We start from the raw sequence: 14,757 nt of genomic DNA on the forward strand, positions 1-14,757 counted from the left end.
TGTCCACACCGCTGCCGCGCCGTCCGGCGTCGCCTTCAGGCCGGCCCGGTGCGATTCGTACGGCTACCGCCCGCACAGAGGGCGGTAGCCGTACGGGTGGCTACTCGGCCTCGCTGAAGGTGACCTCGATGCCGCCGACGAACTCGGCGCACACGTTGTAGATCACCGCGCCGAGGGTGGACAGAGCGGTGATGAGCACGACGTTGATCGCGCCCAGCAGGCCCGCGTAGCCCAGGATGCGACCGGGGGCGAACCAGCTGCTGATGTCCAGGGTGCTCGCGGTCTTGGTGTCACCGGTGGTGAGCTGCGTGACGGCGTCCGTGATCGAGCTGAACACGCCGATCCCCGACAACACGCCGTACAGGATCGCCACCGCCACGAACAGGATGACGAAGCAGACGATCGAGATCACGAAGCTGAACTTCATGGCCGACCACGGCTCGATCCGCCGCAACACGAGGTGGGCCTTGCGGGGGCCCTTGGCGTCGGACTTCTTCCCCTTGCCCTTGGGCGTGACGATCGAGGCGTCCTTCGGCCGCTCGGCCATGCCGAAGGCGGACCCGCGAAGGGAGGCGTCCTGCGCCGGTCCGGCCGCCGCGGGAGCGACCGGCGAAGCGGCGGAGACAGGAGGCGGCGGAGACGGGGCTCCTGCCGCAGGGGTGACGCCGGGGCGGGAGCCGTCCCCAGGCGAAGGGGTCGGCCTCGGGAACGACGCCGTGGGGCCGGAGGACGCACTGGTCGCGGGCGGCATCGACGCCCCGGACCCGGGAGCGCCGCCCTTCGGCGCGGCTCCGGAGTCCGGCTTCCCACCGAACGGCTTGTCACCGCCGGGCCTGGACTTGCCGATCCCGGATCCCGGACCCGACGACGCGCCGGGCGTGGCCGACTCGTTCTTCACGGGCTTGGCCCCGGTGGACCCACCTGCCGGGCCGCCGCGCTCGGCAGGAGAGGCGGCGGACGGTGTCGCGAGGGAGGGCTTGGCGAAGGGCGCGGTCTGGTCGGGAGCGGGCTGACGGTCGGCCGCCGGCTTCTCGCCGTCCTTGGACGACTGCTTCTTCCACGGTTGGTCGGCCGCGGAGGTGCGGATGCGCACAGTCGCGTTGTCGGAGTCGGACTCGGACTTCCCAGCCGGAGTCACATCTTCTTTCTCGGACGCCACCTCGACGACGTTAGCGTCTTTGTCCACCCGCTCGGTAACGCCGTCCCTCATCGAGGACGACGCCGGGCGGGCTCCCGGCGATTTTTTTCTGGCCGCACCGGTCGCCCGCGCTCCGCCGCTATCACTCATGCGTCGTCTCCTGCCCCGTTTTCCTCGGTCTCCACTGACTCGAGCCCTGTCGGCTCGGTCTCGGCCGATTCGACGAACACCGACTCGGAATCCTCCGTGTTGGCGTCCAACGCCTCGGCGTTGCGGGCGAGGGCGACGACGCTGTCCCCATCAGCGAGGTTCATCAGGCGCACCCCCATGGTCTGGCGGCCCGATTGCTTGATCTCGCCCGCACTGGTCCGGATCACTCCACCGGCCGAAGTGATGGCGAAGACCTCGTCCTCGGGCCTCACCATGACGGCTCCAACCAGCTTGCCACGGGCGCTGACGATCTTCGCCGTCAACACCCCCTTGCCACCCCGCCCCTGCACGGGGTACTGGTCCGCGGGAGTGCGCTTCGCATATCCGCCCTCCGTCGCGATGAGCACGTCATCACCGTGGCTCACGACGTTCATCGCGAGGAGTTCGTCCCCGTCGAGGAACCGCATGCCGATGACACCGCTGGTAGCGCGGCCCATCGGTCGGAGAGCCTCGTCGCTGGCGGTGAATCGGATCGACTGCGCGTTCTTGGAAACGAGCAGCAGATCGTCCTCCTCCGACACGAGTCGTGCGGCGATCACCTCGTCATCTTCGCGCAAATTGATTGCGATAAGACCACCAGATCGGGGCGAATCATATTCGGAAAGTCTTGTCTTCTTGACGAGACCACTCCGGGTCGCCAACACCAGATACGGCGCGACCTCATAATCACGAAGATCGAGGATCTCCGCGACATGCTCGTCGGGCTGCATGGCGAGCAGGTTGGCCAGGTGCTGTCCCCGCGCGTCGCGGCCGGAATCCGGCAGTTCGTACGCCTTGACCCGGTAGACCCGGCCCTTGTTCGTGAAGGCCAGCACCCAGTGGTGGGTCGTGGTGACGAAGAAGTGCTCGACGATGTCGTCCTGGCGGAGCTGGGCGCCTCGGACTCCCTTGCCGCCGCGCTTCTGCGCCCGGTAGAGGTCGGTGTTGGTGCGCTTCGCGTAACCGCCACGGGTGATCGTGACGACCATGTCCTCTTCGGCGATCAGGTCCTCGATGGACATGTCGCCCTCGTAGGCGATGATCTCCGTCTTACGGTCGTCGCCGAATCGGGTGATGATCTCGCTGAGCTCGTCGGAGACGATCTGCCGCTGCCTGGGCTCGGAGGCCAGGATGTCGAGGTAGTCGGCGATCTGCGCCATCAGGCCGTCGTACTCGTCCTGGATCTGCTGCCGCTCGAGTGCGGCCAGCTTGCGCAGCTGCATGTCCAGGATGGCCTGCGCCTGGATCTGGTCGATCTCCAGCAGTTCCATCAGGCCGCCCTGCGCCTCGGCCGCCGACGGCGACCGCCGGATGAGGGCGATGACGTCGTCCATCCGGTCGAGGGCCTTGAGCAGTCCACGCAGGATGTGGGCCCGCTCCTCGGCCTTGCGGAGCAGGAACCGGGTCCGCCGGACGACGACCTCGATCTGGTGCTCGATGTAGTGCCTGACGAACTGGTCGAGACGCAGCGTCCGCGGCACGCCGTCCACCAGGGCGATCATGTTGGCGCCGAAGGTGGTCTGCAGCTGGGTGTGCTTGTAGAGGTTGTTGAGCACGACCTTGGCGACGGCGTCGCGCTTCAGCACGATCACCAGTCGCTGGCCGGTCCGGGAGGAGGTCTCGTCGCGGACGTCGGCGATGCCGGTGACCTTGCCGTCCTTGACCAGCTCGGCGATGGTGAGCGCGAGGTTGTCCGGGTTCACCTGGTACGGCAGGGCCGTGACGACCAGGCACTGCCGGCCCTTGGCGTCCTCCTCGACCTCGACGATCGCCCGCATCGTGATCGAGCCGCGCCCGGTGCGGTAGGCGTCGTCGATGCCGCGGCGGCCGACGATCAGGGCGCCGGTCGGGAAGTCGGGCCCCTTGACCCGCGCGATGAGCCCTTCGAGCAGTTCCTCGTCGGTCGCCGTGTGGTTCTCCAGCGCCCACTTGACGCCCTCGCCGACCTCGCGGAGGTTGTGCGGCGGGATGTTGGTCGCCATGCCGACCGCGATGCCGGCGGCACCGTTGACCAGGAGGTTCGGGAACCGCGACGGCAGGACGATCGGCTCCTGCGACCGCCCGTCGTAGTTGGGCTGGAAATCGACGGTGTCCTTGTCGATGTCCCGGAGCATCTCCATGGCGATCGGCGCCAGGCGGCACTCGGTGTACCGCATCGCGGCGGGCGGGTCGTTGCCCGGAGAGCCGAAGTTGCCCTGTCCGTCGACCAGGGGATAGCGCAGCGACCAGGGCTGCGCGAGCCGCACGACCGTGTCGTAGATCGAGGCGTCACCATGCGGGTGGTAGGACCCCATGACGTCACCGACGACACGCGAGCACTTGAAGTACCCGCGGTCGGGGCGGTAACCGCCGTCGAACATCGCGTACAGCACGCGCCGGTGCACAGGCTTGAGACCGTCCCGCACGTCCGGCAGCGCGCGGGACACGATGACCGACATCGCGTAGTCCATGTAGCTGCGCTGCATCTCGGACTGGATGTCGACCGGTTCGATCCGATCGGTGGGCGGTCCAGGCGGCGTGTTCACTTCCGTCACGGAAAAGTCCTTTTACTAGACGTCGAGGAAACGGACGTCACGGGCGTTGCGGATGATGAAGTTCCTGCGGGCTTCGACGTCCTCGCCCATCAGGACGCTGAACAACTCGTCCGCCTGTGCGGCGTCGTCCAGCGTGACCTGCAGGAGCACGCGGGTGTCCGGGTTCATCGTGGTGTCCCACAGCTGGGCGGGGTTCATCTCGCCCAGACCCTTGAAGCGCTGCACGCCGTCGTGGAGGCGCGGGTCGCGCCTGCCGCGCCCGATGCCGTCCTCGATGATCGCGTCGCGCTCCCGGTCGGAGTACGCGTAGGACGCGTCCTCTCCCTTGCGGTCCCACTTGATCTTGTAGAGCGGTGGCTGGGACAGGTAGACGTGGCCGGCCTCGATCAGCGGCCGCATGAACCGGAACAGCAGCGTCAGCAGCAGCGTGGTGATGTGCTGCCCGTCGACGTCGGCGTCCGCCATGAGGATCAGCTTGTGATAGCGCAGCTTCTGGATGTCGAACTCGTCGTGCACACCGGTGCCGAGGGCCGTGATCAGCGCCTGGACCTCGTTGTTCTTGAGGACCTTGTCGATCCGGGCCTTCTCGACGTTCAGGATCTTGCCGCGGATGGGCAGGATGGCCTGGAACTTGGGATCCCGGCCGCCCTTGGCCGAGCCGCCGGCGGAGTCACCCTCGACGATGTAGAGCTCGCACTTCTCGGGGTCCGACCACTGGCAGTCGGCCAGCTTGCCCGGAAGGCCGCTGCCGCTTTCCAGCAACGACTTGCGGCGGGTGAGGTCGCGGGCCTGGCGGGCCGCGATGCGGGCGCGGGACGCCTGCAGGGACTTGCTGATGATGTCCTTGGCCTCGCCGGGGTTGCGCTCGAACCAGTCGCGCAGGTGGTCGTTGCACGCCTTCTGCACGAACGACTTCGCCTCGGTGTTGCCGAGCTTGGTCTTGGTCTGCCCCTCGAACTGGGGGTCCGCCAGCTTCACCGAGATGATCGCGGCCAGGCCCTCGCGGACGTCGTCGCCGGTGAGGTTGTCGTCCTTGCCGTCCTTGAGGAACTTCTGCTCACGCGCGTAGCGGTTGACGATGGTCGTCAGCGCCGCGCGGAAGCCCTCCTCATGGGTGCCGCCCTCGGCGGTGTTGATCGTGTTGGCGAACGTGTAGATGGACTCGCTGTAGGAGGCGTTCCACTGCATCGCGATCTCGACCGAGATGCCGTCGCCGTGCTCCTCGAAGTCGACCACGGAGCTGTGGATCGGCTCCTTCTTGGAGTTGAGGTGAGAGACGAAGTCGGCCAGGCCGCCCTCGTAGTGGTACTTGACCTCGACGGGCTCGCCGTTGATGTGATCCGGCCGCTCGTCGCGGATGATCATCGCCAGGCCCTTGTTGAGGAAGGCCATCTCCTGGAACCGGCGCGTCAGCGTCTCGAAGTTCCAGACCGTCGTCTCGAAGATGGAGTCGTCCGCCCAGAACGTGGTGGTGGTGCCGGTCTCGTCGGTCGGCTCGCCCCTGGTCAGCGGGCCGGTCGGCTTGGAGTGGTCGTAGGACTGCCGCCAGTGGTAGCCGTCCCGCTTGATCTCCACATCCAGCTTGGTGGACAGCGCGTTGACGACCGCCGCGCCGACGCCGTGAAGGCCGCCGGAGACGGCGTACGACTTGCCGTCGAACTTGCCGCCGGCGTGCAGCGTCGTCATGACCAGCTCGACCGCCGGTCGCTTTTCCACAGGATGTTCACCGACGGGGATGCCGCGGCCGTTGTCCACGACCCGGACGCCGTTGTCGGCGAGCAGCGTGATCTCGATCGTGTCGCAGTATCCGGCCAGAGCCTCGTCGACCGAGTTGTCCACGATCTCGTAGACCAGGTGGTGAAGTCCGCGCTCGCCCGTGGAACCGATGTACATTCCCGGGCGCTTGCGGACCGCCTCGAGTCCTTCTAGAACGGTGATTGAGCTTGCGTCGTAGGACAAGTGCGAAATCCTCCTGCCAATGGACACGCGGCGGAGGTCGTCTCGCTCGGCCGCCCCTGCCGTGCCCGTCACCGTCGTGAATGCCCCGATGCGCCCACCCTGGGGGAAAACGACCCTCTGGGCCGGGGGGTGACGCAAACCGGACGTGTCCTTAAGTCCACATTCATTCTACCGGTCCTGGGGACCGCAGGGGGCATTGACGGGCGCTGTGATGCCCTGTCGCGTGTTGATCATGGTTTTGAACTACCCACACCCGAGACGGGGGTCGAAGCCTCTCACGCGATTTTGGGCCGGTTCGGGCTTTCTCCGGTGTCCTACGGCTCAGCTCCCGGGATCACCCGTAACTGTCCCCCGGGCCCTGACTCCCGTGGACCCGCAGGCCTCCCGTCGGCCGCGGTCCCACATTGGGCCCGTGCACTTTCACCCGCTTCACCGTGCCGTCGCCCAGCTCCTCGTTCAGCCTTCTGACCAGCGTAGACGCCAGAAGGCGGACCTGTGTGGCCCAGGCGGTCGAGTCCGCGGCCACCACGACCTCCCCGTCGGCGAAGGTCTCCGGAGTGGTGTGCCCGGCCAGTTCGGGCCCGACGATCTCCCGCCAGCGGCCGAAGACGCCGCCGACGGCGGCCGACTGCTCCCAGCCCCGGTCGGCCAGCAGGTCGCGGATGGCACGGCCGAAGAGCTGGGGGTCGCCCGCGTCCCGCTGAGGCGCACCCTTGCGGCGACGGGGTTCCGACCGGGGGAGTTGCCCGCGCTTCACGGCGTCGGCCTTGGCCTGGGCGAGTTTCTCCCTGGCCATCGCGGCGCCCCTGGCCGCGGCGCCTTCGGGAGACTGGTCCCCACCTGTGGACTCAGCGGACACGCGAGACGCTCCCTTCGGTCACGTCGAACCGGGACCCAGCGAGCTGGGGCGGGACGTCCGCCGGCACCGCGGCCGTGATCAGGACCTGCTCGGCCGGGGCGACGATGTCGGTCAGCCGCCTGCGCCGCTGGTCGTCGAGCTCGGCGAAGACGTCGTCCAGGATCAGCACCGGGTCGCCGCCGTCCGAGCGCAGCAGGTCGTAGGCCGCCAGCCGCAGGGCCAGGGCGAACGACCACGATTCGCCGTGGCTCGCGTAGCCGCGCGCGGGCAGGTCGCCGAGGGTCAGCAGCAGATCGTCGCGGTGCGGCCCGACCAGGGTGACGCCTCGGTCCAGCTCCGCCTGCCGTACCTCGGCCAGGCCGGCCCGGAGCCGTGCGGCCAGATCCTCACGGTTTGTCCCCAGAGTGGCGACATCTGTGGACAACGTCTCGCCGGTGCGGTCCTCGTCGGCCGACCCCCGGTACTCGACGCCGGCCGGCGCGGAGTTCGGCGCGAGAGTGGCGTACGCCTTGGCCACGAGGGGACGCAGGGCTTCGACCAGGTCGAGCCGTCCGGCCAGGAGTTCGGCTCCGTGCCGTACGAGATGGGAGTCCCACACCTCGAGCGTGCTCATGACATCGCCGGCCCCGGCCGCCGCGAAGGCGGAGTCGTCGTCCTGCCTGCGGGATCCCCGCCGCCGGCCGGTACGGGTGGTCGCGGCCGTCCGCAGCAGGGCGTTGCGCTGCTTCAGCACCCGATCGTAGTCGGCGCGGACCCCGGCGAAGCGCGGGGCCCGGGCGACCAGCAGGTCGTCGAGGAACTTGCGGCGCTCGGACGGGTCCCCCTTGGAGAGGGCGAGATCCTCCGGCGCGAAGAGCACCGTCCGGAGCAGGCCGAGGGCCTCGCGCGGCCGCGGAACGGGGGAGCGGTTGACCCGCGCCCGGTTGGCCCGGCCGGGGTTGATCTCCAGCTCGATCAGCGCCCGGCGGTCGTCCTTGACGACCACCGACCGGATGATCGCCCGCCCCGCGCCCTGCCGTACGAGCGGAGCGTCCGTCGCGACACGGTGGCTGGAGTGCGTCGCGAGGTAGCCGACGGCTTCGATCAGATTGGTCTTCCCCTGCCCGTTGGGCCCGACGAAGGCCGTCGCCCCCGGTTCGAGATCGAGCTCGACCGCGGGATACGACCGGAAGTCGGTGAGGGAGAGGCTGGCCACATGCACGCCGCAAGGCTACTAACGCCCAGGCGCCCGCGTCGTACGGCCGACGCGTTCGGTCCGGCCCGTCGACCGGACCCCGATGTCAGTGCTGGGCCTCACGCGGCGGGGCGACGTCGGCGCCGGGGGCGTCCGCGCCCTTGCCCTCCTGGCCTTCCGCCGAGGCGACCGCGTGCCCGCCGAACTGGTTGCGCAGCGCGGCGATCATCTTCATCGCGGGGGAGTCCGTCTGACGCGAGGTGAAACGCGCGTAGAGGGCGGCCGTGATCGCGGGAAGCGGAACCGCGTGGTCCACAGCCGCCTGCACCGTCCACCGGCCTTCGCCGGAGTCCTCCGCGTATCCCTTGAGCTCGGACAGGTCCGGGTCCTCCTCCAGGGCCCGCACCATGAGGTCGAGCAGCCAGGAGCGGATGACCGTGCCGTGGCGCCAGCTCGCGAACGCTCCGGGGACGTCGGTGACGACGTCGCTGGCCTCCAGCAACTCCCAGCCCTCGGCGAAGGCCTGCATCATGCCGTACTCGATGCCGTTGTGGACCATCTTCGCGAAGTGGCCGGCGCCGACCGGGCCGGCGTGGACGAACCCGTCGGGACCCTCCGGCTGGAGCGTGCCGAAGATCGGGTCGAGCCGCCGCACGTACTCGGCGTCGCCGCCGACCATCAGGGCATAGCCGTTCTGCAGTCCCCAGATGCCGCCGCTGACCCCGACGTCGACGAAGCCGATGCCCTTCTCCGTGAGGTCGGCGGCGTGCTGCTGGTCGTCCTTGTAGTGCGAGTTGCCGCCGTCGATGACGACGTCACCGGGGGCGAGCAGGTCGCGCAGCTGGTCGATCGTGGCCCGGGTGGGCTCGCCCGCGGGCACCATCACCCACACGGCACGGGGTGCCTCGAGCCTGTCCACGAGGTCGGCGAGACTGCCGACGTCGCTGACAGCGGGATCGCGGTCGTACCCGACCACGTCGTGACCGCCGCGGCGAAGCCGCTCGGCCATGTTCCCGCCCATCTTGCCAAGACCGATCATGCCGATCTGCATGTGAGCCACCCCTTAGCCCTCGCGGATCCAACGCGAGGTCGTCTACCTGTAAAGAGCCCCTCGTATCGGCCCCGGTAGATGGTACGCCCCGGGTCAGCTGGACAGTCGGATGGGCATGATGAGGTAGCGATAGTCCTGGATTTCCCCATCTTCCACAGGTTTTCCCCCAGTGAGGATGGCGGGCTTGGTCGACGTCGTGAACTGCAGGCGCGCGACGTCGGAGTCGATCGCGCCGAGCCCCTCCAGCAGGAACTGGTGGTTGAAGGCGATGTTGATCTCGTCGCCCTCGAACTCGACCGGCAGCGCCTCCACCGCCTGGGCCTCGTCACCGCTGCCCGCCTCCAGGATGACCTCCTCGCCGCGGAAGGCCAGCCGTACGGGGGTGTTGCGCTCGGCCACCAGCGCGACGCGCTTGACGGCCTCCACGAAGGCGGCTGTGGACAAGTCCGCGCGTGCGGAGAACTGGGTCGGCAGCAGCGAGCGGTACTTGGGGAACTCGGGATCGAGCAGACGCGTCGTGGTCCGCCGGCCGGAACTGGAGAAGCCGATCATGCCCTCGCCGGTGCCGCCCGAGGAGCTGAGCGCGATCTCGACCTGAGCGCCGGTGGCGCCGAGCGCCTTGGCCGTGTCGGCCAGGGTCCGTCCGGGCACCATGGCGATCGCCTGGAAGTCGGGCTGCTCGGGTTGCCACTTCAGTTCGCGTACGGCCAGGCGGTAGCGGTCGGTGGCGGCGAGGGTGACCGTGTCGCCCTCGATCTCCATCCGGACGCCGGTGAGCATCGGCAGGGTGTCGTCCTTGCCCGCGGCGACGGCGACCTGGCCGACGGCCGAGGCGAAGACGTCGCTGCCGATCCGCCCGGCGGCGGGGGGCATCGCCGGGAGGGACGGATAGTCCTCCACCGGCATGGTCAGCAGGGTGAAGCGTGCGCTTCCACAGGTGACGACCGCCTTGGCACCGTCGACGACGAAGTCGACCGGCTGAGCGGGCAGCGCCCTGGTGATCTCGGCGAGGAGCTTGCCCGACACGAGCACCACACCGGGCTCGCCGACCTGTGGGTCGAGGGTCACCTCCGCAGAGACCTCGTAGTCGAAGCCGGAGAGCTTGAGTTGCTGCTCCTCCGTGACCTCGAGCCTCATGCCCGCCAGCACCGGCACCGAGGGCCGGGCCGGAAGGCTGCGTGCGGTCCACGCCACGGCCTCGGCGAGCACGTCGCGATCGATCCGGAACATCACGGGGATCAGCCTCCTGGGTTTCGCTGCATCGTCAAGTGTGCACTCTCTGAGCTCCTGGCTCCTCCAGAAACCCCTTCTATGGTTCTTGAGTTCTTAGGAGAGAGATATATAGGTCTTCTCATTAGGGGCCGTGGATATGTGGATGTCGAGCATGTTCGCAGGTCAGCACCAAGGTTTAATCCACTGCGGGTGTGGGCGAGAGGTGCATGCGAACCCCGTCGCTGTGGGGGACGACGGCTTCCCCACAGGGGTTCCCCAGTCGAGGACCGGTTCGTCCACGAGTTACCCACGGGGTTTCCACCGGTTGTCCACGGGGTGGAAGGGGCCGTCGAGAGGGCCGGAAGCGTCCGCGCACAGGGCGTCCCCAAGTCGTCCACGAGTGGTCCCCAGCCCGTCCCCAGGATTTCCCCACATCTGTCCCCACCTCTTAATGGCCTGTTTCGGCTATCCGACGGGCCGGTGACGGCCGGAAGGCGTCGCGGGCACGTGCAGGGTTTGATCCACAGCGATATCCACAGGCTGTGCATCACGCGTTGCGTGCGCGCTGCTTCACCCGGGTCGTGAGCTCGTTGACCTGGTTGTACATCGAGCGCCGTTCCGCCATGAGCGAGCGGATCTTACGCTCCGCGTGCATCACCGTGGTGTGGTCGCGGCCGCCGAACTGCTGCCCGATCTTCGGGAGGGACAGGTCGGTGAGCTCGCGGGCCAGGTACATGGCGATCTGCCGGGCGGTGACTAACGCACGCGACCGCGAACTGCCGCACAGGTCGTCGAGCGACACCCCGAAGTACTCGGCGGTCGTCGACATGATGAGGGAGATCGTGATCTCGGGGCTGGCGTCCTCGGTGATGAGGTCCTTGAGGACGACCTCGGCCAGCTGGATGTCCACAGACTGCCGGTTGAGGCTCGCGAACGCGGTGACCCGGATGAGGGCGCCCTCGAGCTCGCGGATGTTGGTGGCGATGCGGCTGGCGATGTACTCGAGCACGTCGGGAGGAGCGGCCAGCCCCTCCTGGATGGCCTTCTTCCTGAGGATCGCGATGCGCGTCTCCAGCTCGGGCGGCTGGACGTCGGTGATCAGGCCCCACTCGAAGCGGTTGCGAAGGCGGTCCTCCAGCGTGACGAGCTGCTTGGGCGCCCGGTCGCTGGAGATCACGATCTGCTTGCTGGCGTTGTGGAGGGTGTTGAAGGTGTGGAAGAACTCCTCCTGCGTCTGTTCCTTGCCCTCCAGGAACTGGATGTCGTCCACCAGCAGGATGTCCACGGCCCGATAACGCGAGCGGAACCCGTCGGCCTTGTGGTCGCGGATCGAGTTGATGAAGTCGTTGGTGAACTCCTCGGAGCTCACGTATCTCACCCGGGCGCCGTCATAGAGGCTCTGGGCGTAGTGGCCGATCGCGTGCAGCAGGTGGGTCTTGCCCAGCCCGGAGTCCCCGTAGATGAACAGAGGGTTGTACGCCTTGGCCGGCGTCTCCGCGACGGCGACCGCCGCGGCGTGGGCGAAGCGGTTGCTCGCGCCGATGACGAAGGTCTCGAAGGTGTACTTCGCGTTGAGCCGCGCCGGTTCGCTGCTGGTCCTGGAGCCCCGGCTGTCCCACCGGTTCTGCACAGGCTCGGGCTTGGGCGCCGGGGGCGGCTCGGGGGAGTAGGCGGGAGCCGGCTGTGGATACTGCTGCGACCCGTACGGCTCCTCCACGGGCGTGGGGCCGTCCTGGCCGTAGGAGGAGAAACCCTGCTGCTGTGGACGAGGCTGTGGATAGTCGGTGGACGGGCCGAGCGGCTCGGGCCGATGCTGCCTGCCGTACCCGGGCTGCGGCTGTCCACCGTGGGGATAACCCTGATCTTGCGGCTGGGGATAGACGTCGTGCTGGGCCACCGTGCTGGAGGCCGCGCCGGCGTCGACCATGACCGCGATCCGCACCGGACGGCCGAGCTCCTGGGAGAGCGCGTGGGCGATCAGCGGCCGCAGCCGAACCTCGAGGACTTCCTTCGCGAAGTCGTTCGGGGCGGCTAGCAGGATCGTGTCGTTGATGAGGCCGGACGGCTGGGTCATCTGGAGGAACGCACGCTGTTGTCCCGAAACGCCCTCATCGAGAAGGGTTCCGAGCGCCCGAGACCATACAGCGTTGAGGTCGACGCCTTCCATGGCTCCGCCCCTCCCTCCTTTTCGCGGCCCCCGCTCGCACCGCGATCGATTCCACTCCAGCCCGGCCCGGGATGGCCCGGCGGTGATTCAGCCCCCGTTAGCTGATCCACATGAGATCCACATGTTGTGCACAGTCTGTGCGATGTTTCCCGGGCGCATTCACGGTGACAGAGGGAAAGGCCGGAGGGTTGACAGTAGTGGCGGAGCAACATGCGTTCAAGACGTTGTCCACAAGCGTAGTGGGCTGTGGACGCCTGACGTACGCGCTTGTTGGTTCCGGTGTGGCGGAGCATCTCCGGCCTTGTTGAGCGAAGTCGAGCAAGGTCGTTTCTCGGCCTCGGTGGCCTGCGCGCCCACATGATCGGATTCGTGGGGACGTGTCCGAAGATGGCGAACGACGGTGCGCGAGTGATTTCGAGCGGGATAGAGTGGCCGGTCGGGTTTGACCTGGCGTGGGGTCGCCACGTAACGTGTGGCGGTCGGCTAATCACGTGACGGCTATTTCGCATGCCCACGCTATGACGAGCCGTACCCTTGGAATGTCCCGCGCCCGCAAACCTTGCGTGCGTATCTGAGCTTGGGAGCCCACTCGTGAGCAAGCGTACGTATCAGCCGAACAACCGTCGCCGCGCGAAGACCCACGGCTTCCGGCTGCGCATGCGCACCCGCGCCGGCCGCGCGATCCTGGCCAGCCGGCGCCGTAAGGGCCGCGCCGAGCTGACCGTCTGACGACCAGACGCCCGCCGTCGCCCGCCGTTCGTTCCGTCGGCGGGCGACAGCCGTAGTTGAAGGAACATGCGGTGCTGCCGTCCGCGTCTCGGATGCGACGAGGTGACCAGTTCGCCGACGCGATACGCCGCGGGCGACGCGCCGGCCGTCCGACGCTGGTCGCGCATTTCTCTCTGCGCGAAACCGACGAACCACCCGTGGTGGGCTTCGTCGTGAGCAAGGCGGTCGGGGGCGCGGTGATCAGGAACCAGGTCAAGCGCAGGCTCAGACACCTGATGCGGGACCGTGTAGCGCGGCTCCCGCGAGGTAGCCTGCTTGTGGTACGCGCCAATCCACCGGCCGCGTCCGCGCGAAGCGAGAATCTGGCCGCCGAACTCGACGTCGCGCTGGATCGTTTACTCCGGCGGCGGGGGTCCGAGTCCCGGACCCTGACGGATGGACGGTCATGACAGTGGAGCAGCCGATTCCGGAATCCGGAATCGCGGTGACGGGCACGGAGCCGGAAGGCGCGCCGGGCCCGGTCGCTCGAGTTCTGCTTGTCCCGATCCGGTTCTACCGGGCCTTCATCAGCCCGATGCTCGGCCCGCGCTGCCGGTTCGAGCCGTCCTGCAGCGCCTACGGCCTCGAGGCGATCACCGTTCACGGGGCGCTTCGCGGGATATGGCTGACCGTCAGGCGTATCGGGCGCTGCCACCCGTTCCATCCTGGAGGATTCGACCCGGTGCCCCCACCCCGAGTCCGGTCTCACGACGAAACGCAAGGGAGCTAGCTCGGTGGAGCTGCCATTCCTGAATCCGCTATACACGGCGGTGGCCTGGGTGATCACCCAGATCCATGCCGGGTACAGCCTTTTCATCCCCTCTGACAACGGGTTCAACTGGGCGCTCACCATCATCACGCTCACCGTGCTGATGCGCCTGCTCATCTTCCCCCTCTTCATGAAGCAGATGCGCTCGTCGAGGAAGATGCAGGAGCTCGCCCCCAAGGTCCAAGAGCTGCGCAAGAAGTACAAGAACGACAAGCAGCGCATGAACCAGGAGGTCATGGCCCTCTACCAGGGCGCCGGGGCCAATCCCCTGGGCGGCTGTCTTCCGGTCGTCGCGCAGTTCCCGATCTTCATCTCGATGTTCACCGTGCTCCGGGCCATCGCGGAGGATCGTCCGTCCTTCGGCATGACGCGCGAGCTGGTGGACAGCGCCCGTGCGGCGCACATCCTGGGCGCTCCGCTGCCGGCGACCTTCTTCACCGGCGCCAGTGAGATCACGAAGTTCGGCGCCGACCCGGTGATCACCAAGATCGTGCTCGCCGTCTTCGTCGCGATCAGCTCGGGCACGACGTTCCTCACCGTCCGGCAGAGCGTGACGCGCTCGATGGCGCAGATGCCGGACAACCCGATGGCTCAGCAGCAGAAGATCCTGATGTACATCTCGCCGCTGTTCGCCATCTTCAGCCTGAACTTCCCGCTCGGCTTGATTCTTTACTGGGTGACGACCAACCTGTGGACACTCAGCCAGCAGCACTGGTTCTACAGTCGCCATCCCATGCCGGTCGTCGATGAGAAGGGCAACATGGTGACGCCCCCGCCGACCAACGGCATCTTCACGAAGTTGGTGGGCAAGCCGAAGGCCGCGTCTGAGCCGCCACCGGCGGCGCCAGAGCCTAAGATCGTCCGTCAGCAGCCCACGCGCCAGCCCAGGAGCAAGCGCACCGGCAGCAAGAAGCCGTAGCAGAAAGAGAGTCCCGGA

The 14,757-nt window shown here is 67.8% G+C and carries 12 protein-coding genes; 4 read left to right on the forward strand and 8 right to left on the reverse strand.

Features of this window, described 5'->3' with window-relative positions:
• Window positions 1-100 precede the first annotated feature (100 nt).
• The 8 genes from Pka01_RS40840 to dnaA all read right to left on the reverse strand — a co-directional run bounded on the left by Pka01_RS40840 (window position 101) and on the right by dnaA (window position 12,283).
• Window positions 101-1,288, reverse strand: coding sequence for a DUF3566 domain-containing protein (locus Pka01_RS40840; protein ID WP_239115161.1), 1,188 nt, complete (start codon window positions 1,286-1,288; stop codon window positions 101-103).
• Complete coding sequence (gene gyrA / locus Pka01_RS20760; RefSeq protein ID WP_203884481.1) at window positions 1,285-3,861, reverse strand: DNA gyrase subunit A; 2,577 nt, start codon at window positions 3,859-3,861, stop codon at window positions 1,285-1,287. The genes Pka01_RS40840 and gyrA overlap by 4 nt, the downstream gene beginning before the upstream one ends.
• A 15-nt stretch (window positions 3,862-3,876) precedes the next feature.
• Window positions 3,877-5,820, reverse strand: coding sequence for a DNA topoisomerase (ATP-hydrolyzing) subunit B (gene gyrB, locus Pka01_RS20765; protein WP_203884482.1), 1,944 nt, complete (start codon window positions 5,818-5,820; stop codon window positions 3,877-3,879).
• 334 nt (window positions 5,821-6,154) lie between these two features.
• Window positions 6,155-6,679, reverse strand: a complete 525-nt coding sequence (locus Pka01_RS20770; RefSeq protein WP_239115162.1) for a DciA family protein — start codon at window positions 6,677-6,679, stop codon at window positions 6,155-6,157.
• A complete protein-coding gene (gene recF, locus Pka01_RS20775; protein WP_203884483.1) occupies window positions 6,669-7,880 on the reverse strand; it encodes a DNA replication/repair protein RecF in 1,212 nt (403 codons plus the stop codon). The genes Pka01_RS20770 and recF overlap by 11 nt, the downstream gene beginning before the upstream one ends.
• Window positions 7,881-7,959: 79 nt before the next feature.
• Window positions 7,960-8,904, reverse strand: coding sequence for a phosphogluconate dehydrogenase (NAD(+)-dependent, decarboxylating) (gnd, locus tag Pka01_RS20780; RefSeq protein ID WP_203884484.1), 945 nt, complete (start codon window positions 8,902-8,904; stop codon window positions 7,960-7,962).
• A gap of 93 nt (window positions 8,905-8,997) precedes the next feature.
• On the reverse strand, window positions 8,998-10,137 hold the full coding sequence (gene dnaN, locus Pka01_RS20785) for a DNA polymerase III subunit beta (RefSeq protein WP_203884485.1): 1,140 nt from the start codon (window positions 10,135-10,137) through the stop codon (window positions 8,998-9,000).
• Window positions 10,138-10,663: 526 nt separating this feature from the next.
• The gene (gene dnaA, locus Pka01_RS20790; protein WP_203884486.1) at window positions 10,664-12,283 is read right to left on the reverse strand and encodes a chromosomal replication initiator protein DnaA; all 1,620 of its coding nucleotides are present in this window, start codon (window positions 12,281-12,283) and stop codon (window positions 10,664-10,666) included.
• Between the two features lie 591 nt (window positions 12,284-12,874).
• Here dnaA and rpmH point away from each other — a divergent pair.
• From rpmH to yidC, 4 genes are all read left to right on the forward strand, one after another.
• Complete coding sequence (gene rpmH / locus Pka01_RS20795; RefSeq protein ID WP_203884487.1) at window positions 12,875-13,012, forward strand: 50S ribosomal protein L34; 138 nt, start codon at window positions 12,875-12,877, stop codon at window positions 13,010-13,012.
• Window positions 13,013-13,083: 71 nt separating this feature from the next.
• A complete protein-coding gene (gene rnpA, locus Pka01_RS20800; protein ID WP_203884488.1) occupies window positions 13,084-13,461 on the forward strand; it encodes a ribonuclease P protein component in 378 nt (125 codons plus the stop codon).
• Window positions 13,458-13,781 (forward strand): membrane protein insertion efficiency factor YidD, encoded by a 324-nt coding sequence (yidD, locus tag Pka01_RS20805; protein WP_203884489.1) that lies wholly within the window; start codon window positions 13,458-13,460, stop codon window positions 13,779-13,781. Before rnpA ends, yidD begins: the two co-directional genes overlap by 4 nt.
• Before the next feature lie 4 nt (window positions 13,782-13,785).
• A complete protein-coding gene (gene yidC / locus Pka01_RS20810; protein WP_203884490.1) occupies window positions 13,786-14,739 on the forward strand; it encodes a membrane protein insertase YidC in 954 nt (317 codons plus the stop codon).
• The last annotated feature ends 18 nt before the right edge of the window (window positions 14,740-14,757 follow it).

It is taken from the genome of Planotetraspora kaengkrachanensis, from assembly GCF_016862895.1.
GTDB lineage: Bacteria > Actinomycetota > Actinomycetes > Streptosporangiales > Streptosporangiaceae > Planotetraspora > Planotetraspora kaengkrachanensis.

Bases quoted from the DNA above. Each gene is read 5' to 3' on its own strand.
- dnaA (WP_203884486.1), bottom strand. From the start codon at position 12,283: ATGGAAGGCGTCGACCTCAACGCTGTATGGTCTCGGGCGCTCGGAACC.
- yidD (WP_203884489.1), top strand. From the start codon at position 13,458: ATGACAGTGGAGCAGCCGATTCCGGAATCCGGAATCGCGGTGACGGGC.
- Pka01_RS40840 (WP_239115161.1), bottom strand. From the start codon at position 1,288: ATGAGTGATAGCGGCGGAGCGCGGGCGACCGGTGCGGCCAGAAAAAAA.
- gnd (WP_203884484.1), bottom strand. From the start codon at position 8,904: ATGCAGATCGGCATGATCGGTCTTGGCAAGATGGGCGGGAACATGGCC.